Source organism: Paenibacillus sp. sg306046 (assembly GCF_059821225.1).
Genome location: NZ_JCAMRT010000001.1, coordinates 294,633 through 318,681, shown reverse-complemented (window position 1 = coordinate 318,681; position 24,049 = coordinate 294,633). Strand labels below are relative to the sequence as shown.

Genomic DNA, 24,049 nt, shown 5'->3' with positions numbered 1-24,049 from the left:
ATAGGCTTGATCGTTTTGCGAAGATGGACGTTTATGCTCCTGGCTGCTCTTGTGTGCTGCGGAACTATGATTTCGTCTGCCTGGGCTGCTCCGGCGCCGATTGCCGTCACGGCGGCTTTTAATGAAAGTACCGGTCAGGTTACGGTATCCGGCACTGTGCATGTGGAGCAAGGGAAGCTTGTTACCGTGAAGGTGACCAATCCGCTGGACCAGCTGGATTACATGGATCAAACAACAGCCTCGGACAACGGCTCGTACCAGTTCAACTATGTATTGAAGAAACGAGTCAACGGAACGTATTTCGTCCATGTTGCGGGGCAAGGCGCAGGCCAAGCGGCCGGTGCGACCTTTGAGGTCAACATGACGGCCAACGCGTCATTTGACGGTCAAAGAACGCTTACCGTGGCGGGAGCGTTAGGCACAACCGCAGGCAATCCTTTCACCGTTCACATTAAAAACCCGCTTGGAACGGAGGTGTTCAGCCAGACGGGTGTAACCGGCGCGCAAGGCGCTTACCAGATTAGCTATACGATTCCCAAGTTGATCGTGGGTCATTACGTCATCACGGTCCGAGGGTCATATGCCGAAGCGGTCGTAACCACGACTTGGCATAATGTGCTGGCGGAACAGGAGCCAGGCGAAAGCGATGGAGGCGGAAGCGGCGGCAGCGATGGAGGCGGAAGCGGCGGCAGCGATGGAGGCAACGGCGGGTCTTCGCCGGATACGCCGGGAACGTCTTCTCCGAATACGGGCGCCGTCCCTGCAACGCCGAAGCCTGAACCTGCAGGCGCTGAAGTCAAGCTTACGCCGGAGCAAAGTGTGGAAGCGGCCAGCGGAGTCGTTTCAGCGAAGCTCGGCGCGGAGCAAGCGGCTCAAGCCGCTTCTGCGGGCGCGGCAACGATCGTCATCGAGCTGCAGGATGTCGCGGGCGCGAGCCAGTATAAGCTCGATATCCCGGCACAAGTATTTTCACCGAATTCACAAAAAATCGTGACGGTGGTTACGCCATTTTCCTCCGTTACGCTGCCTGGACAACTGCTGAGCTCTGCCAATCTGAATGGCGCGCAAGTCGTCGGCCTTGTGATCGCCAAAGCCGACACGAGCAAATGGCCGGATGATGTGAAAAAAGCTGTCGATCAGAGGCCGGCCGTTGACTTGAGCGTATCGGTCGATGGCAAAGCGGTTACGCTGCCTGACTCGAATGCGCTCCTTCAAGTAGCCATTCCTTATGAGCCAACAGAGCTGGAATTGCAAGATCTGGAGCATATTGTGATCTGGGGCGTGGATGTAGCAGGTAAAGTCCAGCCAATCCCGAGCGGCAAATACGACGCGGCCTCGGGGACGGTGACCTTTACGACTTCAGATGTCCAGACCTTTGTCGTCACGTTTGTGAAGAAAAGCTTTGCGGATCTGGAAGCTGTCGATTGGGCGAAGCGGGCGATTGACGTGATGGCCTCGAAGGGAATTATTTCCGGCAGCACGGACACCTCCTTTGCTCCGGCGGCTCCGATTACCCGCGCTGACTTTATGATTTTGTTGACGAAAACATTCGGGTTTAAAGCCGAGGTGACGTCCAATTTCAGTGATGTCCGTACCGGGGATTATTACTATGAAGCGGTTGGCATTGCCAAGCAGCTAGGATTAGCGAATGGCCAAGGTGACGGGATATTTAATCCTGCCGAACAAATCTCGCGCCAGGACATGATGGTCCTGCTGTCCAGAGCGATGACCCAGGCAGGTAAATTGAACACGCAAGGGAACGCTGACCACTTGGAGTCGTTTGCCGACAAATCACAGGTCGTGGATTACGCGGTAGACGCCATTGCTGCCTTGATTAACAAGGGCGTCGTTCAAGGAAATGGCAACATGTTGAATCCGACCGGCAGCGCGACAAGAGCGGAGACGGCTGTGCTGCTCTACAGAATCTACAATACGGTGTTGTAAGTGCAGCGTCTTGAACGCTTGAGCATCTGGCAATAACGCAGCAAAAAAAGCAGGGCCGCTGGCCCTGCTTTGCTTCAGCCTATGGATGTCGGCAGACGGCTTGGTGGTTGTCCACCAAGCCGCCGCGCCGTTTCTAGCGGTCCTTCAACTGCCCCAGCTCGATAAAATCATGCTCCTGGCTGTATGCAGGCACGCCATGAATCCCGACATCAAGCCCGACCAGTTCCTCGTCGCGGCTTACTCTCATCGGAACGACCCGGCCGATCAGCTTGAAGGCCAGCCATGTCAACCCGAAGCCCCAGATGATAATGACAACGAGGCCGAGAGCCTGAACGCCCAGCAGCTGGAAGCCCCCTCCGTAAAACAGACCGCTATAGCCGCGGCCGACGCTTGCCGACAGCTCAGGCTGGGCAAACAAGCCGACCGCCAATGCGCCGATCGTGCCGCTGACGCCATGGACGGCGAAAGCGCCGACCGGATCATCAATTCGCTTCGATTCCAGGTACTCTGTAGCAAATACCATCGCAATGCCGCACACCGCTCCGATAAAGATCGCCACGATATCGCTCACGAAGGCGCAGCCGGCCGTAATGCCGACCAGTCCGGCCAGCGAGCCGTTGATGACCATGGGCGGATCAGCTTTGCGGTAGCGGAACATGGTGAACAAAATGCATGTCGCGCCGCCCGCTGATGCCGCAAGCATCGTGGTGACGGCGATATGCCCGATCGAGCTGTTGGTGGCGCTCAGCGTGCTGCCGGAGTTGAAGCCGAACCAGCCGAACCAGAGGATGAAGGCGCCGACGGAGGCGAGCGGCAGATTCGACGGCGGCACGATGTTGGCTGTCCCGTTTTTGCTGAATTTACCGATTCGCGGCCCGATCAAAATCGCTGCCGCCAGCGCGGCAAAGCCGCCGAGCGCATGGATCGTCGCGGAGCCTGCGAAATCAATCATGCCCAGCTGGCCCAGCCAGCCGCCGCTGCTCCATACCCAGTGACCGGCGATCGGGTAGATGAAGCCGGTCATCGCAACGGCGAATAAAATGTACGCGTGGAAGTTAATGCGCTCGGCGACGGCTCCCGACACAATCGAGATGACCGCGATGACGAAGGCGCATTGAAACAGCCAATACGTGTCATGGGAGATCGTCAGCTGAATATGGGATAAATCGCCGCCCATCAAAAAGCCGGTTGTGCCGATGATTCCGGCAAAGTCTTTGCCGTACATCAGTCCGAAGCCAAAGAAGAAGAAAATCAGTGCGCCGAAGGCGATGTCAACGAACACCTTCATGATGATGCTGACGGCGTTTTTCTGCCGGACAAAGCCAGCCTCCAGCAGCGCAAAGCCGCCTTCCATCAACAAAATCATGGCAGCGGTCAACACGACCCAGATCGTATCCAAACCGCTCTGCAATGCGGTCAATTCCAGCATCCTTAAATTCCTCCCGATTTCAAATGAAGCGTTTTCGGTTCTCATTATAAAGTTCTGATGATAACTATGTCAACGAGGTACGTTAAGTTGTGTTACATCAGGTCCAAGCATAATTTTCCCGATTCAGGTTTATTCTATAACTAACGATTGGACACAAGGATGGAGGAACTGATCTTGATACCGTTAGAGTCGAAGCTCGTTGGAATTGAACAGCCTTATGAGAAGGCGCTGGAGGTGCTGCAGCCGCTTAACTTTACCTTGGGAGGCAACTGGGATTACAATCACGGCTGCTTCGATCATTATTTGGACGAGGGGCATAAGGTGTGGCTGCGTATTCCGTTTGAGGTGACGCATGGCTTGCTGGAAAGTGAGCACGGGGGCACAGGCACGGTTATTCAGCTTGGCTGGCCCTTTGTGCTCAAGCATCTTTATAATGAAGGACTGGACCAGGAGGCGCAGATTCGTGTGGTGGGCGCCTTGATCGACCAGTTTCAGGAGCCGGTGGACCGCGATGCGCCGGTGGAGGACAAATGGGTTGATCAGGCAATGGCCGTCTTAAGGCAAGCGGAAAGCCGCTGGATTCATTAAATGAAGCAAGCTGAGAAGGCCGGGGATGTTCCCCAGGTCTTCTTTTGCAACGACTTTAACTTCGTTTTAGGTTTCTTTAATGTTGTTTTAAGGTTACAGGTTCATTATAGTCATCAAGAGGAAGGCCCAGTCGGGATCATGTCCTTATACCATTTTCCGAATTATCGAAACGGAGGTCATGACTTATGGAAAACAACAATAACAACAACAATTCGAGCTCCAATGGTTCCTATAATCCGTTTAACGAATTTTTGCGCCAGCCGCAAGGCAGCGAGGGCGGGGAAAGCAAGGAAGGCAATAATGGCAATGAACAGCAAGTGCCCCGCGCTGCGGACAGCCAGGGTGACGTCCGGGAGCAGTCGCCGGAAGGCGGAAGCCGCTCCGCCCACTATTTCTCCTACGGGCCGTATCAGTCGAAGTCGGCTGAGCCGACAAGCGCCAGCGACAGCAGCGGCTCTACGCCGGTTGAGGTGACTCCTCCGAGGCCCGTCCGTCCGATGTACAGCGGAGAGGGCGAACCTGCGGCTCCAGGTCAATGGCAATTTTCCCAGACCAAGGAAAAACGCAAGGGTACGGGCTTCCGCAGCTTGTTCGCTTCGTTTATGGCGGGCGTCGTTGTCGTCGGTTCGCTGATGTTTGCTTCCGACAAGCTGAACCTGTTCACCGGAGGCGAAGGCGTGATGACGAAGGCGGGCGCGGCAGCCAGCGCAGCCACAGGTACAAGCAGCGCTTCCGGCAGCGGCGGCAATGTGCGTCCGACAGCGCTTGACATGTCCCGCCCGAACAATATTTCGTCGATTGTTGAGCAGTCGAGTCCGGCTGTGGTCAAAATCGAAACGAAGGTAAAAGCCAAGAGCACTTCGCGCAGCGGCAACTCGTTGTTTAACGACCCCTTTTTCCGCCAGTTTTTTGGAGATGACTTTGGCTCGCAGCAGCAGCCGAATCAAAACAACGGTCAGCTGCAGCCAGGCGGGATGGGAACCGGATTTATTTTTGAGAAATCCGGCTACATTTTGACCAATGAGCATGTGATCGACGGCGCCGATGAAATCTGGGTGTACGTGCAGGATCACAAGGAGCCGTTTAAAGCCGAGCTGCTTGGCAACAGCTACGATCTCGACCTTGCTGCGTTGAAGATTACGCCGGAAAGCGGGAAGGAATTCCCGACGCTGCCGCTGGGCAGCGCGGACGATCTGAAGGAAGGCGACTGGGTGGTCGCCATCGGCAACCCGTATGGCTTCGACCATACGGTAACGGTCGGCGTGCTGAGCGCCAAGGAGCGTCCGATCAGCATTCCGGATGCAAACGGCACGCGGAATTACAAGCATCTGCTGCAAACGGACGCGTCGATTAACCCGGGCAACTCCGGCGGCCCGCTGCTTAACCTGAACGGCGAGGTCATCGGCATTAACACGGCCGTCAGCTCCCAGGCGCAAGGTATCGGATTTGCGATTCCGACGAGTACGATTTCATCGGTATTGGAGAATCTGAAAAACAACGTCAAAATTCCAAAGGAGCCGATCCCTTACGTCGGCGTATCCATGGCCGAGATCGACAAGGAATGGATCAGCGAGCTGAAGCTTGAAAATACGGAAGGCGCAATCGTTTCGCAGGTCGAACGGAAAAGCCCGGCATTTGCCGCAGGTCTTCGTCCTTACGATGTCATCGTGGAAATTGACGGAGCCAAGGTCAAAACGCCGGCTGAGGTCAGCGAAGCGATCAAGAAGAAAAAGGTCGGCGACAAAGCGGCGATCAGCATTATGCGCGACGGCAAGAAACAAAGCATCGAAGTCACCATTGGCAACCGGAACGCCGAGTAACAGCGGCACGGAAGAAGCGGGGCACTTGACAGGACGCCTCCGCTTCTTTTTTTTGCTCCGTGGCGACGATTAGATTCCTGGCAGCATTTTCGGTAAAATAAGCACATACAGAAGAAGGCGGGTGAGTCGCGCATGCGCGAAAAATTACTGGTTATTGATGATGATGAGAAAATTACGTCCATGCTCCGCCGGAGCCTGGCGTTCGAGGGATATTCCGTGATGACCGCCAACCATGGGATGGACGGGCTGAAGCAGATTCTGGAGGAGGAGCCGGACGTCGTCATCCTGGATGTGATGATGCCGCAGCTCGACGGCTGGGAGGTTGTTCGCCGTATCCGGGAGGGCGGATCAAGCGTGCCGGTGCTTATGCTGACGGCCAAGGATGAGATCAGCGACCGGGTGAAGGGACTTGATCTCGGCGCCGACGACTATCTCGTCAAGCCGTTTGCGCTGGAGGAGCTGCTGGCCCGTGTGCGTGTGCTGCTGCGCCGCAAGACGGCGGACAAGTCGGACAACTCGACAAACAAGCTGCAATACCAGGATGTATTTATGGATCTCGATACCCGCGAGGTGTTCCGCGGCGGCCAGCGGATCGAGCTGACGACCAAGGAATTTGATCTGCTGCACCTGTTCCTGCAAAATCCGCGCCGGGTGCTGTCGCGTGACATCATCATGGAAAAAATCTGGGGCTACGACTATAGCGGGGAGTCCAACGTACTGGAGGTTTACATCGCCCTGCTGCGGCAAAAAACGGAAGAGCACGGACATAAGCGCATCATTATTACCGTTCGCGGCGCGGGTTATGTGCTCAGGGGAGAGACGTAATATGTCCATTCGCTTGCGCCTGACACTGTGGTACACAGGGATTTTGACGGCAACGCTGTTTGTGCTGGCGCTGGGGCTGTACTTCTACATGAATTATATGATTTTTACCGGACTCAAGCCTGACCTCAAGGATGAAGCCAATTATGTGCTGCCGCGCATCAAGGCGCTGCCGACCATTTCGTCGCAGGGCTTTGGCTTCGACTTCGAGCTGACGGGACGCAATTCGATTCGCAGCAGCAAGCTGTATTTGCAGGTTGTGAACCTGCAGGACGGGCGGAAGTTTCGCTCGGACGATCTGATCGAGGCGGGACTTGAATTTCCCGGCGTGCCGGATAAAAAGGTAGCCTGTGTGCTGGCCGAGGACAGCAGCTGCATTTTTGAGAAGGTGAAGGTCAAGGGCTATGATTTTCTTATTTATAACGCGCCGGTATATGCTTCGCAGTTTTTCGGCGTCCCGGAAAAGCCGATCGGCATGATGCAGGCTGCGTTTTTCGTCGGGTCCTATGAGAAGCTGTTCGGGCAGCTGCGCCTTGTCTTGACGTTGACGATGCTGCTCGGCATCGTGCTGGCTGCGTCGATCGGCTGGTTTCTCGCCCGGAAAGCGCTGCGGCCGATCGAACAGGTCATTGCCGAGACGAACCAGATCGAGAAGGGCGCCGACCTGCAGCGGCGTATCGCGTACAAGGGACCGGGCGACGAAATCGGCGTGCTGACCGAGACGATCAACGGGATGCTGGGCCGTCTGCAAGGCGCGTACCGGGAGATGGAGGAAGCGTACGCCGCTCAGCGGCGGTTTGTTTCGGATGCTTCCCACGAGCTGCGGACCCCGCTGACGACGATTCGCGGCAACGTGGAGCTGCTGGAGAAAATGTGGAAGCAAACCCAGTGGCAGCAGCAGGCGGCTTCGACCGCTCCGGCGATTGAGCTGAGCCTGGAGGCGATGCGCGATATTTCCGACGAGGCGGAGCGGATGTCGCGGCTTGTCAATGATTTGCTCGCGCTGGCGCGGGCCGATGCGGGCTTCCAGATGGTCAAGCGCGAGCTGGAGGCGAAGGCGATTCTGGAGGATGTGGTGCGCAAGGCTATGCTGCTTCCGCGTACGGCGGAGTGGGTAGCCGGGGACTTGTCCGCTGCCGAGGGCACTTATGTTTACGGCAATCCGGATTATTTGCAGCAGCTGCTGTTTATTTTTATTGAAAATGCGTTCAAGTATACGGATCGAGGCGTTGTGCGGCTGGAGGTTCGGCGTCAAGGCGGACAAATCGGCATTTGTATCGCCGATACCGGCATCGGCATGGACAAGGATGAGGTTCCGCATATTTTCGACCGCTTCTATCGGGCGGATGTGTCGCGCGGGCAGAAAACGGGCACGGGTCTCGGCTTATCCATCGCCAAGTGGATTATCGACGAGCATCAAGGCTCGATTGAAGTGACGACGAGCAAGGGCGAAGGCTCGACGTTCATCATCTGGCTGCCTGTCGTTCCGGCTGCCCTGGAGGAGGCCGAAGCGCCCTCCCATTCCATCACTGACGGGAATCGGGTATAATGAGGGGACCAGACTAAATTCGACAGGCGGTGCAAGGTGTGGATGTACTCAGAATTTCTCCCCGGGGTTACTGTTATGGGGTTGTAGACGCGATGAAGCTGGCGATGCAGACGGCCCAGAACTTCAATTTGCCAAGGCCGATTTATATATTGGGCATGATTGTTCACAATGCGCATGTCACCGAATTTTTCGAGAAGGAAGGCATCGTCACGCTTGATGGGCCGAACCGGCTTGACATTTTGGAGCAGGTGACCGAAGGGACGGTTATTTTTACCGCCCATGGCGTATCGCCTGAGGTGCGCCGGCGCGCCCGCGAGCGCGGCTTGTCCGTCGTAGATGCGACGTGCCCCGATGTGACGAAGACGCATGATTTGATCCGCGAGAAAATCGCCGAGGACTACGACATCATTTATATCGGGAAAAAAGGGCATCCTGAACCAGAGGGAGCAATCGGCGTAGCGCCGGGTCGGGTCCATCTGATTGAAAAGCTGGAGGAAATCGAACCGCTGCGGCCGCAGGTAACCGGGAAACGGCTGGTCATTACGAATCAGACGACGATGTCGCAATGGGACATTAAACATATTATGAACCGCTTGCTGGAGACGTTTCCGCAGGCCGAAATTCATAACGAGATTTGCTTGGCGACCCAGGTTCGTCAGGAGGCGGTAGCGGAGCAAGCGAAGGATGCCGATCTGATTATCGTGGTCGGTGATCCGCGCAGCAACAACTCGAACCGGCTCGCTCAGGTGTCCGAGGAAATCGCCGGTGTGAAGGCTTACCGGATCGGCGATATTACCGAGCTGAAGCGGGAATGGCTGGCTCCGGTCCGCCGCGTCGGCGTAACATCGGGCGCTTCGACCCCGACGCCGATCACGAAGGAAGTTATCGACTATTTGGAGCGCTATGATGACGCGAACCCGTCCACCTGGGAAATTCGCCGCACCGTTAACCTGGACCGTCTTATTCCAGCCCCGAAGGTGAAAGCCGGCAAAACAGACTGAGCAGGAAAGAAGGAAGCTAGGATGGGCAAAGCTGCGCAACGGAAACGAAAGTCAAGACTGACCTCCGTCGGCCGCTGGTTTAAATACAACTACTTGAAGCTGATTCGTGCCAAAGGCGGGCCGGCGATGGTCGCCATGGGCTTCTCGGTCGGACTGTTTGTCGAAATGTTTACTTTGCCGACGGCCGGACTGGCGTTTTTCCTCATTTTCCCGCTTGTTTATGTGCTGCGGGGCAGTATGGCGGCTGCCCTGATCGGCTTTCTGTTTGGCAAAGTCATTTATATTCCGTTTTCATTCCTGCATCGCGAGATCGGCGGGCTTGTGCTCCCGCACCGGGTGCGCGGCGAATGGCTGCATATGCTGCCGCATTGGCTGGAGTCCTTTATCAAGTTTAACCTGAAGCTGTTTGTCGGCGGCGTGATCGATGGCTTTGTTCTGGGGCTGATCGCCTACTTCCCGATCAAGTGGACGATCGAGTGGTTTCATCAGAAGCGCCGCGAGAAGCGTCAGAAGCGCAAGGAGGAGCAGCTGCAGGCGACCTGACGGATCTGGCGCTTGCTTCATGCTTGCGCCAAGACAATCCAGGTAGTCAGAGGGAAGATGCAGCGGAAGGAACAAGTGCTCTGGAGAAGCTTGAGAAGCTTGTTCCTTCCGTATAGCGTCGAACTGTCTCTTGTCGAAGGCCGTTGCCCTGCGATCCGCTATTGATGCTTGACGGTACAAGGGATATCGTTATATAATCGCTTTAGTGATTAAAAGCTTAAAAGCGAACAAGCGTTTAAGCGTCTAAGTATTGAAAAAATGTAAAGTCAATGATCTTCATTATTGAAACGAAAGGGCGGATTTTTCATGATCGTTATTTTATCCAACAAAACGCCGGAAGAACGGATTCTGGAGATTGTTCATTATATCGAGAAGCATGACGTACAGGCGCATGTTTCCCGTGGGGTTGACCGTACCGTTGTCGGTATCATCGGCAAAGCGACTCCAGTGCTCGCCGAGCAAATTCGGCAGCTGTCCGGGGTGGAGCAGGTCGTGAAAATTTCCAAGTCCTATAAGCTGGCCAGCCGTGATTTTCATCCGGACGATACGGTCATTAACATGAAAGGCGTGCAAATCGGCGGCGACCAGCTTGTTATTATGGGCGGACCGTGCGCGGTCGAATCGCCGGAGCAGATCGACGAGATCGCCCGACTTGTCAAGGCAAGCGGCGCGCAGGTGCTGCGAGGCGGCGCCTTCAAGCCGAGAACCGGGCCTTACAGCTTCCAGGGGGTCGGCGTTGAAGGGCTTGTGATGATGGCCGAGGCGGGGAAAAAACACGGCCTCCTGACGATTACCGAGGTCATGACGCCGGAATACGTGGATGTGTGCGCGCAATATGCGGACATTCTTCAGGTCGGCACCCGCAATATGCAGAACTTCGATCTGCTGCGCAAGCTGGGCACGATCCAGACGCCGGTACTGCTGAAGCGTGGCTTCAGCTCCACCTACGACGAATTTCTGAATGCGGCGGAATATATATTGGCGGGCGGAAATCCGAACGTTATGTTATGTGAGCGCGGAATCCGAACGTTCGAGACTTACACCCGGAATACACTGGATTTATCCGCCATTCCGGTGCTGCAATCGCTCAGTCATTTGCCGGTTATTTCCGATCCAAGCCATGGTACGGGACGCCGCGAGCTGGTCGAGCCGATGAGCAAGGCGTCGGTAGCTGCCGGAGCGAACGGCCTGATCGTCGAGATGCATACCGACCCGGATAATTCGATGACAGGAGACGGCGTTCAGTCGCTGTTCCCTGACCAATTCGCCCGTCTGATGCAGGATTTGGAGAAATTGGCTCCGCTGTGCGGCAAACGGTTTGACACGCCGAAGCAGCTCATTCAGGCGTAAGAAATAGTCCAATATTCGGCTTTTCCCTTGATGGAACTTGGTGCTGCGCGGTCGCGCAGAGCATCAAGTTCTTTTTATGTCCGAAATGTGAACGGATTGGAAAAGGGTGTAAGCATACCTTACACTTCGCAAAAAATACCTGACATAAGTATTGACGATTCTCGTCGATAAGTTTTATAATAACGACATATTGAACCAAAACTTGAACATTGAATGATCGAACAGCCAAAATTGTTCGGAATTTAGGAGGTAAGCGAGTCTATGTCAGTTCAAAATGTGTTAAACACGATTAAAGAAAAAGGTATCGAATGGGTAGATTTCCGTTTTGTCGATCTTAATGGCAGAGCGCACCATATTTCATTGCCAGCAGCTGAAGTGGATGAAGCAACATTCGAGAACGGCGTAGCGTTTGACGGTTCCTCGATCGTTGGTTTCCGCGGGATCGAAGAATCCGATATGGTGATGCTCCCTGATACGGAGTCCTCCTATGTCGATCCGTTCACGGCGCACCCGACTTTGATCATCATGTGTAGCATCCACACGCCGGATGGCGAGCGTTATGAGCGCGACCCGCGCGGGATCGCTCAGAAAGCGGAAGAATATCTGCAGCAAGCAGGCGTAGGTACGGCAGCATTTTTCGCGCCTGAGTCCGAGTTCTTCATCTTCGACGAAGTTCGTTTTGAAAGCAAGCAAAACTCTTCTTCCTACTTTGTAGATTCCGAAGAAGCTCACTGGAACTCCAACCGCAAGGATGAGGGCGGCAACCTGGGCTTCAAAGTTGGCCACAAAGGCGGCTATGTGCCAGTTGCTCCAACGGACACGCAACAAGATATCCGTTCCGAAATGTGTCGCCTGTTGATGGAAGCCGGTCTTCGCATCGAGCGCCATCACCATGAAGTGGCAACAGCAGGTCAAGGCGAGATCAACTTCCGCTTCGACACGCTGACGAAAACAGCTGACAACCTGATGAAATACAAATATATCGTGCAAAACACGGCTCGCCAATACGGCAAAGTCGCAACCTTCATGCCTAAGCCGCTGTTCGGCGACAATGGTAGCGGTATGCACGTTCACCAATCCATCTTCAACGGCGACCAGCCTTTGTTCTATGATAAAGAAGGATACGGCAGCCTGAGCGAAATGGCTCTGCACTACATCGGCGGTATTTTGTACCATGCTCCAGCGTTGATCGCGTTGACGAATCCAAGCACCAACTCGTTCAAACGTCTTGTTCCTGGCTACGAAGCGCCGGTTAACCTCGTATTCTCCAAAGGTAACCGTTCCGCAGCTGTTCGTATTCCAATCGCAGCTGTTACACCTAAAGGCTGTCGGATCGAGTTCCGTACACCGGACAGCACAGCTAACCCTTACCTGGCGTTTGCAGCTATGCTGCTTGCAGGCTTGGACGGCATCAAGAAAAAAATTAACCCGATCGAGCTGGGCTATGGTCCTTTCGACAAAAACATTTACGAGTTGTCCGATGAGGACAAAAAAGAAATCCGCAGTGTACCGGGCACACTCGACGAGGCGCTTAGCGCACTTGAGGCTGACTATGAGTTCTTGACAGAAGGCGGCGTCTTCTCCAAAGACTTCATCGACAACTACGTGTCTCTGAAGCGTGACGAAGCAAAAGCTGTTTCGATCCGTATTCACCCGCACGAGTATTCCCTGTACTTCGATCTGTAAGAATGATATAAAAGCTGTTTCATTGTCTGCAAAGACAGGGAACAGCTTTTTTTGTGCCCTTCATCGGGTCTGCAGCGTCTTACGTACCAGACGGCTCCAAGGCATCGTAGCCGCTGAACGTAATCGCATGCAGCAAAACGATTGCCAGACAAGCCAGACTGCGGAGCACGAAATTTCATGAACGGCAGGCTTGGGCATAAAGACTCTCCTTCCTATATTAGATACATTTTGTATCTAATATATCAATCCGCTATAGCGGGACGCAGGGTTCTCAGGTACCCATTGACTAGATACAAATTGTATCTTATTATATGTACAAAGATACAATTTGTATGATGGAAGTGATGAATACCCACCTGCGGCTGAGGAAAGGAAGATTTACGATGCTGGGAAATCCCGATTTGCCGACGATGTATGCGCTGCTTTCAGTCATATGCATAGATGACCGTGTTGTGCAGTCGCGACAGGCGAAAGTGGAGCTTGTCCACGTGGATGCGGCGGAAATTCATTTTCTGAGTCCGCTGCTGCTGCCTGTTCAGCGGCAAATTGCACTGGATTTTGAGCTGGAGCTGCCCGACCGGACGATTTTGTTCACAGGGATGCTGACGGATGGAAGGCGTTCAGCCGCAGGGGATATGCAATATGCGGCGGTTTATACAATGGAGGATTCGGCACAAGCCGCGCTGCTGCAGCTCGTTCGTCAACGGCTTGAGTATACGGAGCTGCAGCGGAGCAAAGCGACGGACAGCTATCTGGCGTTTCACCAGGCAAGCGTGCCCGTCTGTCTTATTAATACGCGTATCTAGTTTCAGCCTGGGCCGCTGCTTGTATGGAGCAGGTCCAGGCTATAGCTCATGTACGGTCACCTCGCTCCGTACCAGGAAGCGGGCATTAAACGCCGTTTGCCCAAGCCCCTTCGAAATATAAAAGACGCCGTTGCTGCTCGTATGCAGTCCCTTGTAAATACCTGCAGCCGGCAAAGGTCCCATTGGTCTGAAGCGGAAAAACAGCGGCACATTAAGCTGCCGACCGTGCAAATGACCGGCCATCAAATACGTGTAGGGACGCCGCAGCATCAACACAAGATTGGGATCATGCGTAATAATGATGCATTTTCGTTCGGCGGGAATACCGGAAAAGGCATGTTCAATCCGGCTTTTGCCGCTGCCCCAGTCATCAATGCCAACCAATTGAAAGCCCGGCAGCTCGACCGATTCATTGCGGAGCACGCGAATATGATGCTGTTCGATAAAACGAATGAGGCGGCGCACCTTGGGCTGCTGGTAGTCATGATTACCCAGTACGGCATACGCCGGAATCCCGCTTTCCTGCAGCACAGTCAAATAATGTCCCAGACGGGGGAGTTGGGAGGGAAGCTTGGTGAAGTCGCCGGTAACGCAAATATAATCCGGACGCTCGCTGGCGACGACCTGTTTGATTTGCGCAGGGGAGACGCGCATCCGCTCCACATGCAGATCGCTGAGCTGCAAAATTTTGACGCCCAGACCAGCGTCCAGCCTTATTCGCTCAACTTTGAGCCACTGCGTCGGTAAAATCAGCAGCACGTACAACAGTAGCGTCAGAAGCAGCAAGCCGGCGAGCGCATACAAGGCTAGCAGAAGCATTTCGGTTCACCTTCCGTATCGAATATGTTACTAATTGTAGCATGCTTGCTTGAGGATGGGAACTGTTTACAAGGGGAAAAGACCCGGCGCTCACGCAGCTGAGTGCGCAAGCTTCGGGTCTATGTATGCGTGTAACCGCGCTGCCGAGCTTACTTGGGCATAGGGCCCCAAGTATAGTCTGGGCGAAGGCAAACCTTTTCCGGCGGATTCGTGTTGTCGACTGTCGCAACCTTGATGCAGCTCGACAATCCGGTTTCAAAAGCGATGGCATCGTGGAACATAACAGCTGGTTTGGCGTACAATTTTTTTTCCATAGGATCAACTCCCTGATTTTTGTTTTCGATACAATTTGTATCTGGGATTATTATACTACATGGTTTCTTGCTTGACTAGTAGGAAAAATAAATTAAAAATAAGGATAAAATCGGAAATTTATTCGTTCTTTTCGCTGAGAAATGACGAAATTTATACGAATTTTGCCGTGCAACCATACAACAGATGAAACTAAATTCAAAAAGAGTGAAAAAATACACAAAAAAAACTAGATACAAATTGTATCGAAAATAATAATTGTGTATAATAGTACACAAATAGCTTGAGGCACTTGTCTAAACATGCATGAGGGGGACCGCTTGCTACCAAGTTCACGTGGAAGGATGGATCGGCAACTATGAAGTTAGGAAAACGAATTTCCCAGCTTAGAGAAACCAGACAGCTGACACAGGGAGAGCTCGCTGAAATACTTGGAGTTACCCGCGCGGCACTTTCTCATTATGAGAATGACCGCCGACAACCTGCGTATGACACTTTGAAAAAAATAGCCCAATATTTTTCAGTCAGTATAGAGTATGTCATGGAGGAAGTCGAGAGCAAGTAGCTGTAAGTTTTAGCCTTGAATACGCTTCCGGAAGTCCGGCGGATGACGAGTAAGAATTGCTTGACATGATACAATTCGTGTACTAAAGTAGGTATTAAATGATACGAATTGTATCTTAATTAAAGAGATGCTGCCGGACCTGATTACATGATTTGGAGGGTGTCATGCTTATCCCCTTTTTGCAGGCTTTATACCATTTCCACCTGCCCTTTCCCCGAACGGATGAGGACTACAAGCTTCTTTGGGAGGAAATCGAGTTATTTGTGCTTGCGCCGCAGGTTCAGCATCTGCTCAAGGCGGCAGGCCGTGAACAGGAAACCCCAGCCTGGTTCCAGGACATATTGAAGCAGCGAGCAGCGCAAGCAAGCTACCACAATATGTTTATGAAGCATAAGGAGGATGAATTGCTGCAGCTGTTCGAAAGTCAGGCATGCCGTGTAGTGCCGTTGAAGGGCATTCAGTTTGCCCAAAGGTACTTCGGACATTTTGCGGCCCGAGCGACAAGCGACATTGATTTGCTGGTGCCAGCCGCCGAGCTGAAGCAGGCGATCTCGCTGGTGGAAACATGCGGATATGAGTTCGAGGTTATCAAGGATCATCATGCCCGGCTGCAGCGGCAGGACGGCTTGATGGTTGAGCTGCATTGGACGCTTGACAAGCTGCAGTGGTCGGAGCTGCGCAGCGAGCCATTTTGGCAAGGCGTGGAGCCGCTTGGCGCTTACCGGTATGTGAAGCAGCTATCGACGCTGCACACCTTTTATTTTATGTGTTTGCACGGCGCCCGCCATCAGATGGACTCCGTCCGCTACGTGCTGGACCTCGTGCAGCTGCTGGCGCAGGATGGCGAAGCGATTGATCTGCATGCGCTGCTTGCGTTGGCCCGCCAGGACAAGACGGCCCGCCGGGTTCAGGCTGTCCTGTCAGTCGTGTACGACCAGTTTCCTCAGCTGCAGCACGCCAAGCCGCTGCCGTTCGAGCCGCTGGAGACACATTGGGACTATCCGATGATTCGACAAGCGCGACTGGGCGTCAAAACAAATAAATATTACCGGTATAAGCTGTTTTTCCGGCACTTCATCTTCGATACGCTCAAGCATCAGGTCAAGTCGGTGCGCAAAGCTTATTAAGCGGCCGCAGGATCAGATGTACCCGCACGATCTACTATACTAGTAAGGAGTTTTCCATATGCCAGCTCTAGCTGTCACGATCGCGGATCATCATGTCGTCTTTACGACTGAATCCGCATGGATTGCAAGCTATATCAAGGACAAATTTGCCGAGCTGCAGGTGATGGAGCTTCAGCCGGACGGCCGGAACGCCGCAGCCGCAGCTGCCGGAACGGAAGTCGCCGCAGCCGCAGCTGCCGGAATCGAGGTCGCCGCAGCCGCAGTTTCCGGAATGGGAGTTACCGAAGCAACGGCCGCAGCCGACCTGGTCATCAGCCTGAGGGACGGCTACGGCGAGCCGTTTGTCGATTATGAGGTTGAAGCGCAATCGGATGGCGGCACGATTACGTACCTGCGCTCGGATTATGTAATCAAGGCCGCCGGCGACTACAGCCGGGCTGACGTGGGCGTCTACGATGACTTTGCGCTCAAGCATGCGCTCGTCAACGTTTTCAGCGCGTTTCTGACGTACCGCGAATGGGGGCTGCTGGTGCATTCCTCGTGCCTGCTGCAGGATGGCCGTTCGTATTTGTTCGCGGGCCATTCCGGAGCCGGCAAATCGACCGTTGCCCAGCTGTCGTTCCCGCGCCCGATTTTGTCCGATGAGGCGACTCTGATCAAGGTGACCGACACCGGTGTTCAGGTGTATACGTCGCCGTTTCGCAGCGATACGCGCATGCCGGAGCTGAAGGGGCCTTATCCGCTGGCGGCGATTCAGTTTCTGCGGCAGGCGTTGGTCAATCAGCGTTTGCCTGTGCCTAAAAGCGAGGGGGTTGTCGGGGTGATGAGCCGGGTATTTTATTGGGCGCATGATCCCGAGGAAACGCGGAAGGTGTTGCGGCTGTGCAGGCGGCTTATTGAGCATGTGCCTGCGTACGAGCTTCATTTTCAGAAAAATGAAACATTTTGGGAGGAAATTTCATGACAAATCCAGTCGTATCGGCGTCCTACCGGCGAACAGGTCATGCGGAGGCGTTTGAGGTGGATGGCGAGTGGGTCATTATGCACGCCGATCAGTATACGATTACGAAGCTGAACGAGGTGGGAGGGCTGATCTGGTCGAAGCTGGAGCAAGCCCGGACACCGGATGTGCTGGCGACTGCGGTGCTGGATGAATATGACATCACGAAGCAGGAAGCCGAGGAGGATGTTCGCGCATTTCTTCAGCAGCTGCTGCAGCTTGGTCTGATCCATGATGCAAGCGAGTAAGCAAACGGTACATGCCGTCCGCGGCTTGCTGCGCTCCCGAGGATATGTCGAGCTTCCGTCGCATGGCGTCAGTATGTTTCCGCTGATCCGGACGGGAAATATATGCCGGTTTGAGCCGTTGACGGAGCAAGCGCTGCGCCAGGGGGACATCGTTTTGTACGTATCGGACCGCGGCGTGCTGGTCGGGCATCGGTACTATCGGCAGGTGGCGGACGGGAAGCAGCTGTTCTACATTTGTCGCGGCGATTCCCAGGATCGGGACGACCCGCCGTTTACCCGGGAGCAGCTGCTGGGGCGGTTAACCGTCATCCGGAAGAAGCGGCTGGAGCTGCGGGCGGACGGAGCCGTGCTGACGGGCTGGGGAGCCTTGATGACCCGTGTGCCGCTTGTTTCAACGGTGATTCATACGTACTTGCGCGCGGTCCGAAAATTATGGGGAATGAAGGCTGTCACATGACGATTACAGAGAAGCTGCAGCGTAAAGTAAAGAAGCTGCTGGAAATCGGGGAATTTCGCAAGCCGATGGCCTTTATGCTCCGTTATGTACGGAGGTATTGGGAGACGTATTTCTGGCTCTGCATGATTATGCTGGGGAATATTGGCGTGACCTTGTTTTTCACCTGGTTTCTTCAGCATGTGACGGATGCGGCTGTTGCTCGCGACGGAGAGCAGGTGATGCGGCTGCTGCTAACGGGCGTCGGGTTCATTGCCATAACGAGTCTGATGTATTTCTTCGGCACTTACCTGGAAACCTCGGCGGTGCAGCGTATTCGGCGCGATCTGAAAAACGATCTGTTCGCCCATATGCTGAGGCTGCCCAGCCGTTATTACGGGAATACGCATTCCGGCGAGCAGGTTTCGCATCTGACCAATGACGCAAATAGCATTGACGGCGTGATCGGCGGCAATTTGCTGGGGATGATCCGGCTGCCGTTGATGGCCATCGCGGCTTTCGTCTATCTGGTTGCGATCAACTGGCAGCTTACGCTGATCTGTGTGCTGCTTGGTCCCATCGCGGCAGTATCCGGCATGGTGTTCGGCAAGCTGCTCCGCGCGAACAGCAAGCTGCTGCACGAGAAGCTGGCAGGCTTGCACAGCTTTCTGAACGACAGCTTCGCCGGTCATACGGTCATCCGCTCGTTTACGCTGGAGCAGCAGGTGCATGACAAGTACGCCGGGCAAAACAGCAGCTTGCTGGCACTGGAGCTGAAAATGGCGAAGCTGCGCGGTTTTTTCCAGGTTGGCGCCAGCGCGGCCGGGACGGTTGCCTTTATCGTGACGCTTGGGATCGGCGCTTATTTTATTATGAACGATCAGATGTCGGTCGGGGCGTTGCTCGCCTTCGTCAATTTGATGAACCATCTCGTGTCGCCGCTGACCGGGCTGGCTGCCATCTGGGGCGCGTTCCAACGGTCGATTGCCGCGGTGGAGCGCGTTCAGCAGGTGCTGGATCAGCCGGCTGAAAGCCCGGAGCTGCTGACGCAAGCAGCCGCCCCCCGGCTGGAGCAGGGCATCGAGCTGCAGGGGCTGTCCTTCAGCTATGACGGAGCCAGACCTGCGATCGCGGATTTCGAGCTGAGCGTGCCCGCTGGCCGGGTCGTTGCGCTGGTCGGTCCAAGCGGAGCGGGGAAAAGCACGATTTTTAATTTGCTGATGGGCTTCTACCCACCCGATGCGGGCGAAATTCGGCTGGACGGCTGGCCCGTCCGGTCGCTGTCCTTGGCAGAGCTGCGCAGCTATACCGCTTATGTGCCGCAGGAAACGTATTTGTTCGCCGGTACGATCCGTGACAATATCGCCTTCGGCAAGACGGGGGCCAGCGAGCTGGAGCTGATTAAGGCAGCCAAGGAAGCCAATGCGCATGCCTTTATTACGGAGCTGCCCGGCGGGTATGACACGGAAATCGGGGAGCGGGGCGTGAAGCTGTCCGGCGGCCAGCGGCAGCGGCTGGCGATCGCGCGCGCGCTGCTCAAAAACGCGCCGATTTTGCTGCTCGACGAGGCAACCTCGGCGCTGGACAGCGAGACGGAGCATCAGGTGCAGGAGGCGCTGGAGCGGTTGATGCGCAACCGGACAACGATGGTTATTGCCCATCGGCTGTCCACGGTTATGAATGCCGATCTGATTGTCGTCGTAGACGAGGGCCGGATCGTAGAGCAGGGGACCCATCCGGAGCTGCTGGCGAAAAAGGGGCTGTACGCCCGGCTTTATCAGCTGCAGATGGACCAGCCGCACGTTAGTAAGCTTGCAGGCGGGCAGATGAGGCCCATGCAGGCGGGAGGTTAAAGGAAATGAGCAAAATGAAGCTGCTAGTCATTAGTCCCGTCGCGGAACGGGGCGGCGCGGAGCGTGTGATGGTTGATATTCTCAAGCATCTGAACACGGAGCGCTTTACGGCCGAGGTTGTATTTTTCCAGCAGGGAAGTCTGGTGCAGGAGGTCCAGGAACTGGGCTGCCGGACCCATGTGCTCAATGCGGCCCGATTGCGCAATATGTCCTCGTACTTCCGGGTGATCGGCCAGCTGCGCCGGTTGATTCGCAGTCAACGCATTGATCTGATCGTGAACTGGATGCCCAAGGCGCATCTGTACGGCGGCATTGCCGCTCGTCTGGAGAACAAGCCGGCGGTCTGGTGGCAGCACGGCGTGCCCGACAAGCATTGGCTGGACCGACTTGTATCCAGGCTGCCGGCTGCTGGAGTGTTATGCCCTTCGCTGATCTCGAAGCATTGCCAGGAGAAGCTGAAGCCGCGTGCGCCGGTGCTGCACAGCAGCCTGGGCGTGGACCTGCAGCAGTTTCCGGTGCTGAACAGCGCGGATAGCGACTTCCGGTCCGTACACGGCATACCGGAGGAGGCCATTGTGTTTGCCTTCCTCGGGAGGCTGCAGCGCTGGAAGCGGCCGGATGTCGTCTTGCGGGCGTTCAACCGGGTAAGTAAGGACCAGCCCGTGTACATGCTTGTCATTGGCGGCGCATTGTTTGGCCTGGAGACGGAGTATGAAGAGGAGCTGAAGAGCATCGCCCGGCAAGCCCCTTATCCCGAGCGGGTCCGCTTTCTTGGCCATCAGCAGCAGGTGGCGCCGATTTTGGCGGCGACCGATGTGGTGGTGCATGCCTCGCTGCTGGAGCCGTTCGGCATGGTCATCACAGAGTCGATGGCAATCGGTAAAACCGTGCTGGCCGTCGGGCGCGGCGGCCCGAAGGAAATTATTAATAGCGGCTTCGACGGTCTGCTGTACGACGGCTCCGAGGAGCAGCTCGCCGGGCTGATGAGCAGCATCATCGCCGGGCAGGTGTCCTTGCCGACGTTAGGCGCCAATGCCCGTTCAACGGTCGAGGCGCGTTTCACCGCTTCCAAGATGGCCGAGCGGTTCGAGCATAATTTGCAGCTGCTGGTCAGCAAGCAGGAAGCGGCGGCAGGACGCGCTTAACGCGTCCGCAAAAGGCTGCTTTCCAGGATCATCAACCTGGAAAGCAGCCTTTGCTTCGTTGAATGGCGCGGCCGATGCCGGTTAAGGCTTCGCCGCGTTCCAGAGCACGCCCCGGACATCGTAATTCCACTGCGGGAAGGTGACGGTTGTTGCTCCCGCGTTCATTTGAATCCGAACCCCGTCGCCCGCCTTCATCTGCGGCAGGTCGATCGACTTGCGGGAATGCTGGGTGACATTGACCAGTGCGGCCTGATTGGCTTTGCCTGCCGTAACCAGCTCCCGCGGCTGATGGGCGCTTGCCCACAGCAGCTTGACGCTTTGCGACGCCTGGTAAGGGGAGGAGTAAGCCAGGCTTAACGTATAGGGCTGACCCGCCCTCAGCTCGATGGAGCCGCTGCGCGGTCCTTCGCACCAGTTCACCAGCTTCTGGCCTTCCACCCACAGCTCTATCCGGCAGTTCGGCGACTCCAAGAGGAAGGTATACGACTCGGAATACTTCGGTACGATGGTGCCGACCCATTTCCAGGAGCCTTTCCTGGCCGGGAGTACCTGATTTTCCAGATCGAAATCCACAAGCGCGACATCACGGACGGATTCTTCCTTCTTGAACTGCTCGTCGGCGTACGTAATTTCCTTAAACGCGGTAGATGCCCGCACCGGGTAAGGTCCCCACGAGATAGCCGCCTGTCCGGTCAAATTTGGGGTAAAGGACAGCACCGCTCCGCCGCTTGCTTTCGGCTCCAGCCTGACATCGTGCAGCAGCGGGCCGCCTGTCGCCTCTTCGATGATCAGAAAGCGCGGATAATCCACGGTCTGCAGCTTGACGGTCAACGTGTCGGCTGTGGAACGGACGAGCTGAACCGGCACGGTTTTATTGTCGATTGGATCATACGCGCTGACCTTGGCTCCTTGCCCCTGAATATTAGCGAGTGTGACTTCGACGGTTTTGGGCGCCATATCGTAACGGGCCGGATCAAGCGGCCCTTTTTTTGCGTTGCGCGTTTCACCGAGATCGCGAGTAAGCGCGTAGTAGCCGATCGCAAATTTGCCTGCCTGCAATTGGGTCGGCAGCAGCGCCAGATCCTCATATTGATCAGGGTTGTCCTGCGTGCCGTCTCCACGAAAGATCAGCTTGGGCGACGGGTCCTTGATGGAGGCGACCTTCAGCTCCCGAGGATTATCCAGCTTCACCCCCGTTTTCATCAAAGCGACCGTATTCGCCAGCGCTTGCAGCTGAAGGCCGGATTTACTGCGTACGGCAGGCGTCAGCTCGTAATTCGCTTTACGTAGCTCGTCGAAGAATGCCAGCGGAATGACGCCGTTGGATAAATCGGTATCCTTGGCCGCATACAGATGAACGGCCTTCACCCCTTTGTTGCTGAAAAACGTATAGTGGCGCAGCGTGGATTTCACGCCGATCCGCTCCATCACACGCAGCAGCCCCGCGTCCTTGCTGCCTGCGCCGGTCTCCTGCATCAGCATCCGGGCGAAGTTCAGGCGTGCCAGATTTACCTCCGTCATCCACACCTCGGCGGGCACGCCATTGCCGGGATTCGCATATCGGCTATGGAGACTCCAGGGGCCGGGGAACGGTTGGAGATCCCGTGAGATAAACTCCGTTTGCACCGCGTAAAACCATTTTTCCGGGAAAAAAGAAATGTAGCGGGGGACAAAGCTGCTCGGCGCCTGGGTGTTGCTCCATATTTTCTCCTGCTGCGGCTGATAGCCGACTTCCTCGATGACATCCCGGCCTGTGTAATAATGGCGGCTGAAGCCATCCATGCCATACCAGTTTTCCGTACCGTTTTCCCACGGACGCTGATTGGCGAAGCCGCTGATTACCTTGACGCCAGGCAAGTTGTTCGCTTTGCTTTTGACAAAATTAATCGTGCGCGGCAAAATAATTTCCGGTCCGGTCATCTTTTGGCCGCCGGAGCTATAGGTAAGCGGTTCGCTGAACGTGAGGCCGGGGGTGTAGTAATTGTTGATATCAAGAAATTGACTGCCGAATGTATATTCATTCCATACCTCGACATCAAAGCCCGCATCGGGGGCGTTGGTCGTGCCGAGCGTTTTCTGAACGTATTTTGTCACCGTCTGGATATATTTGAGCCAGCCGTTAAGCGTCTCCTGCGCCGCCGGATTGGTCTGGCCGTTGTCCAGCTTCGCTCCGGAAAAGGGCTGGTATTTCAGCTTGCGCAGCGTAAGCTCTCCGGCAGGCAGCGCGCGCGGCAGCGGAGCGGACAGCTCGGCCTTGCCTGTAGCCGGATCGACCTTCGTGATCACGGGATACATGGACTGGTAGGCCATTTGGAGCAGTCCCGTATAGCGGGGAACGATGCCGGCCGTCGATTCCAGCACAATTTCTCGGGCGCCGGCGGCGGCGGGCCGCTTGAGCTTGAGCTGCAAATCCTGAGCGGGAGCAGGCAATCCGGCATTGGCGTTCAGCAGAATAAGCGGACGAATCCCGTGCTTGCGCAGTGCTTGCAAAATGGTTGTGAAACTAGCCTCCGAGTTCGGCACCAGCTTGCCGTCATCCTGGTACGACAGACTGCCCCAGCCGATCTCGATGCGCGCCCTGCGGATGCCCGATTCGGCCAGCACCTGCGCTGTCGCATCAGCTTCCTCCGGCGCTACGTTAAAGACGATGGCAGGCGTTTCCAGAAAACGTCCAGCGTCCCAGGTGTCCATATAAGCTTTCCATGGAGCGTGGCTGAAGGAGCGGTAGCCAAACGGCACCTCCTGCTGCCGCCAATCCTCGTACGCCGGCTCTGCCGCAGCGGCCCGGGAATCCGGAATCGTGGCTTCGCTGAACGAGGCCGCTCCTGTAAATCCCATGGATGCGAGCATCAGCGCCAGCATCGAGCGCCGCCATCGCCTCCATTTTGGTCGGTTCATTGATGTCCCTCCATCCAGTCAAATTTTTCCTCCATAACTTTATCATTATTCCTCATCCAATCCTATCGGACTGGTTCCTTAAATAGGCATGACCTTGGCACGTGAAGCCCA

The 24,049-nt window shown here is 55.4% G+C and carries 21 protein-coding genes; 17 read left to right on the top strand and 4 right to left on the bottom strand.

Annotation, left to right across the window (positions count from 1 at the left end; genetic code table 11):
* Positions 1-6: 6 nt before the first annotated feature.
* Positions 7-1,944 (top strand): S-layer homology domain-containing protein, encoded by a 1,938-nt coding sequence (locus tag AC6ROY_RS01385; protein WP_500098166.1) that lies wholly within the window; start codon positions 7-9, stop codon positions 1,942-1,944.
* Between the two features lie 133 nt (positions 1,945-2,077).
* Here the strand turns inward: AC6ROY_RS01385 and AC6ROY_RS01380 are convergent, their stop codons facing one another.
* Positions 2,078-3,373 carry an ammonium transporter gene (locus AC6ROY_RS01380; RefSeq protein ID WP_500098165.1) on the bottom strand — a complete coding sequence of 432 codons (1,296 nt, stop codon included), beginning with the start codon at positions 3,371-3,373 and terminating at the stop codon, positions 2,078-2,080.
* Between the two features lie 174 nt (positions 3,374-3,547).
* On the opposite strand from AC6ROY_RS01380, the gene AC6ROY_RS01375 reads away from it, so the two are divergent.
* The 9 genes from AC6ROY_RS01375 (at position 3,548) to AC6ROY_RS01335 (ending at position 13,538) form a co-directional block, all read left to right on the top strand.
* Positions 3,548-3,961, top strand: coding sequence for a YugN family protein (locus AC6ROY_RS01375; RefSeq protein WP_500098164.1), 414 nt, complete (start codon positions 3,548-3,550; stop codon positions 3,959-3,961).
* Between the two features lie 185 nt (positions 3,962-4,146).
* Positions 4,147-5,781, top strand: coding sequence for a S1C family serine protease (locus AC6ROY_RS01370; RefSeq protein WP_500098163.1), 1,635 nt, complete (start codon positions 4,147-4,149; stop codon positions 5,779-5,781).
* Positions 5,782-5,913: 132 nt separating this feature from the next.
* On the top strand, positions 5,914-6,606 hold the full coding sequence (locus AC6ROY_RS01365) for a response regulator transcription factor (RefSeq protein ID WP_500098162.1): 693 nt from the start codon (positions 5,914-5,916) through the stop codon (positions 6,604-6,606).
* A gap of 1 nt (position 6,607) precedes the next feature.
* On the top strand, positions 6,608-8,152 hold the full coding sequence (locus tag AC6ROY_RS01360) for a sensor histidine kinase (RefSeq protein ID WP_500098161.1): 1,545 nt from the start codon (positions 6,608-6,610) through the stop codon (positions 8,150-8,152).
* 38 nt (positions 8,153-8,190) lie between these two features.
* On the top strand, positions 8,191-9,153 hold the full coding sequence (locus AC6ROY_RS01355; protein ID WP_500098160.1) for a 4-hydroxy-3-methylbut-2-enyl diphosphate reductase: 963 nt from the start codon (positions 8,191-8,193) through the stop codon (positions 9,151-9,153).
* Positions 9,154-9,174: 21 nt separating this feature from the next.
* Positions 9,175-9,696 (top strand): DUF2062 domain-containing protein, encoded by a 522-nt coding sequence (locus AC6ROY_RS01350; RefSeq protein ID WP_500098159.1) that lies wholly within the window; start codon positions 9,175-9,177, stop codon positions 9,694-9,696.
* Positions 9,697-10,002: 306 nt separating this feature from the next.
* A complete protein-coding gene (aroF, locus tag AC6ROY_RS01345; RefSeq protein ID WP_500098158.1) occupies positions 10,003-11,046 on the top strand; it encodes a 3-deoxy-7-phosphoheptulonate synthase in 1,044 nt (347 codons plus the stop codon).
* 261 nt (positions 11,047-11,307) lie between these two features.
* Positions 11,308-12,732, top strand: a complete 1,425-nt coding sequence (gene glnA / locus AC6ROY_RS01340; RefSeq protein WP_500098157.1) for a type I glutamate--ammonia ligase — start codon at positions 11,308-11,310, stop codon at positions 12,730-12,732.
* A gap of 383 nt (positions 12,733-13,115) precedes the next feature.
* Positions 13,116-13,538: a hypothetical protein gene (locus AC6ROY_RS01335; RefSeq protein WP_500098156.1), complete on the top strand. Its 423-nt coding sequence runs from the start codon at positions 13,116-13,118 to the stop codon at positions 13,536-13,538.
* Positions 13,539-13,577: 39 nt separating this feature from the next.
* Here AC6ROY_RS01335 and AC6ROY_RS01330 read toward each other — a convergent pair whose 3' ends face one another.
* Together AC6ROY_RS01330 and AC6ROY_RS01325 are read right to left on the bottom strand one after the other, a co-directional pair.
* Positions 13,578-14,357: a metallophosphoesterase gene (locus tag AC6ROY_RS01330; protein ID WP_500098155.1), complete on the bottom strand. Its 780-nt coding sequence runs from the start codon at positions 14,355-14,357 to the stop codon at positions 13,578-13,580.
* 149 nt (positions 14,358-14,506) lie between these two features.
* Positions 14,507-14,671 (bottom strand): hypothetical protein, encoded by a 165-nt coding sequence (locus AC6ROY_RS01325; protein WP_500098154.1) that lies wholly within the window; start codon positions 14,669-14,671, stop codon positions 14,507-14,509.
* A gap of 356 nt (positions 14,672-15,027) precedes the next feature.
* Here AC6ROY_RS01325 and AC6ROY_RS01320 point away from each other — a divergent pair, with 356 nt between their 5' ends.
* The 7 genes from AC6ROY_RS01320 (at position 15,028) to AC6ROY_RS01290 (ending at position 21,040) form a co-directional block, all read left to right on the top strand.
* The gene (locus tag AC6ROY_RS01320; RefSeq protein WP_500098153.1) at positions 15,028-15,234 is read left to right on the top strand and encodes a helix-turn-helix domain-containing protein; all 207 of its coding nucleotides are present in this window, start codon (positions 15,028-15,030) and stop codon (positions 15,232-15,234) included.
* A gap of 164 nt (positions 15,235-15,398) precedes the next feature.
* Positions 15,399-16,361, top strand: coding sequence for a nucleotidyltransferase family protein (locus AC6ROY_RS01315; protein ID WP_500098152.1), 963 nt, complete (start codon positions 15,399-15,401; stop codon positions 16,359-16,361).
* A 58-nt stretch (positions 16,362-16,419) separates the two neighbouring features.
* On the top strand, positions 16,420-17,325 hold the full coding sequence (locus AC6ROY_RS01310; RefSeq protein ID WP_500098151.1) for a hypothetical protein: 906 nt from the start codon (positions 16,420-16,422) through the stop codon (positions 17,323-17,325).
* A complete protein-coding gene (locus AC6ROY_RS01305) occupies positions 17,322-17,609 on the top strand; it encodes a PqqD family protein (RefSeq protein WP_500098150.1) in 288 nt (95 codons plus the stop codon). The genes AC6ROY_RS01310 and AC6ROY_RS01305 overlap by 4 nt, the downstream gene beginning before the upstream one ends.
* Positions 17,593-18,066, top strand: coding sequence for a S24/S26 family peptidase (locus AC6ROY_RS01300; protein WP_500098149.1), 474 nt, complete (start codon positions 17,593-17,595; stop codon positions 18,064-18,066). The genes AC6ROY_RS01305 and AC6ROY_RS01300 overlap by 17 nt, the downstream gene beginning before the upstream one ends.
* Positions 18,063-19,895 carry an ABC transporter ATP-binding protein gene (locus tag AC6ROY_RS01295; RefSeq protein WP_500098148.1) on the top strand — a complete coding sequence of 611 codons (1,833 nt, stop codon included), beginning with the start codon at positions 18,063-18,065 and terminating at the stop codon, positions 19,893-19,895. The genes AC6ROY_RS01300 and AC6ROY_RS01295 overlap by 4 nt, the downstream gene beginning before the upstream one ends.
* Positions 19,896-19,900: 5 nt before the next feature.
* Positions 19,901-21,040 (top strand): glycosyltransferase family 4 protein, encoded by a 1,140-nt coding sequence (locus tag AC6ROY_RS01290; RefSeq protein WP_500098147.1) that lies wholly within the window; start codon positions 19,901-19,903, stop codon positions 21,038-21,040.
* 81 nt (positions 21,041-21,121) lie between these two features.
* On the opposite strand, the gene AC6ROY_RS01285 is transcribed toward AC6ROY_RS01290, so the two are convergent.
* The gene (locus AC6ROY_RS01285; protein ID WP_500098146.1) at positions 21,122-23,938 is read right to left on the bottom strand and encodes a PA14 domain-containing protein; all 2,817 of its coding nucleotides are present in this window, start codon (positions 23,936-23,938) and stop codon (positions 21,122-21,124) included.
* Positions 23,939-24,049 lie beyond the last annotated feature (111 nt).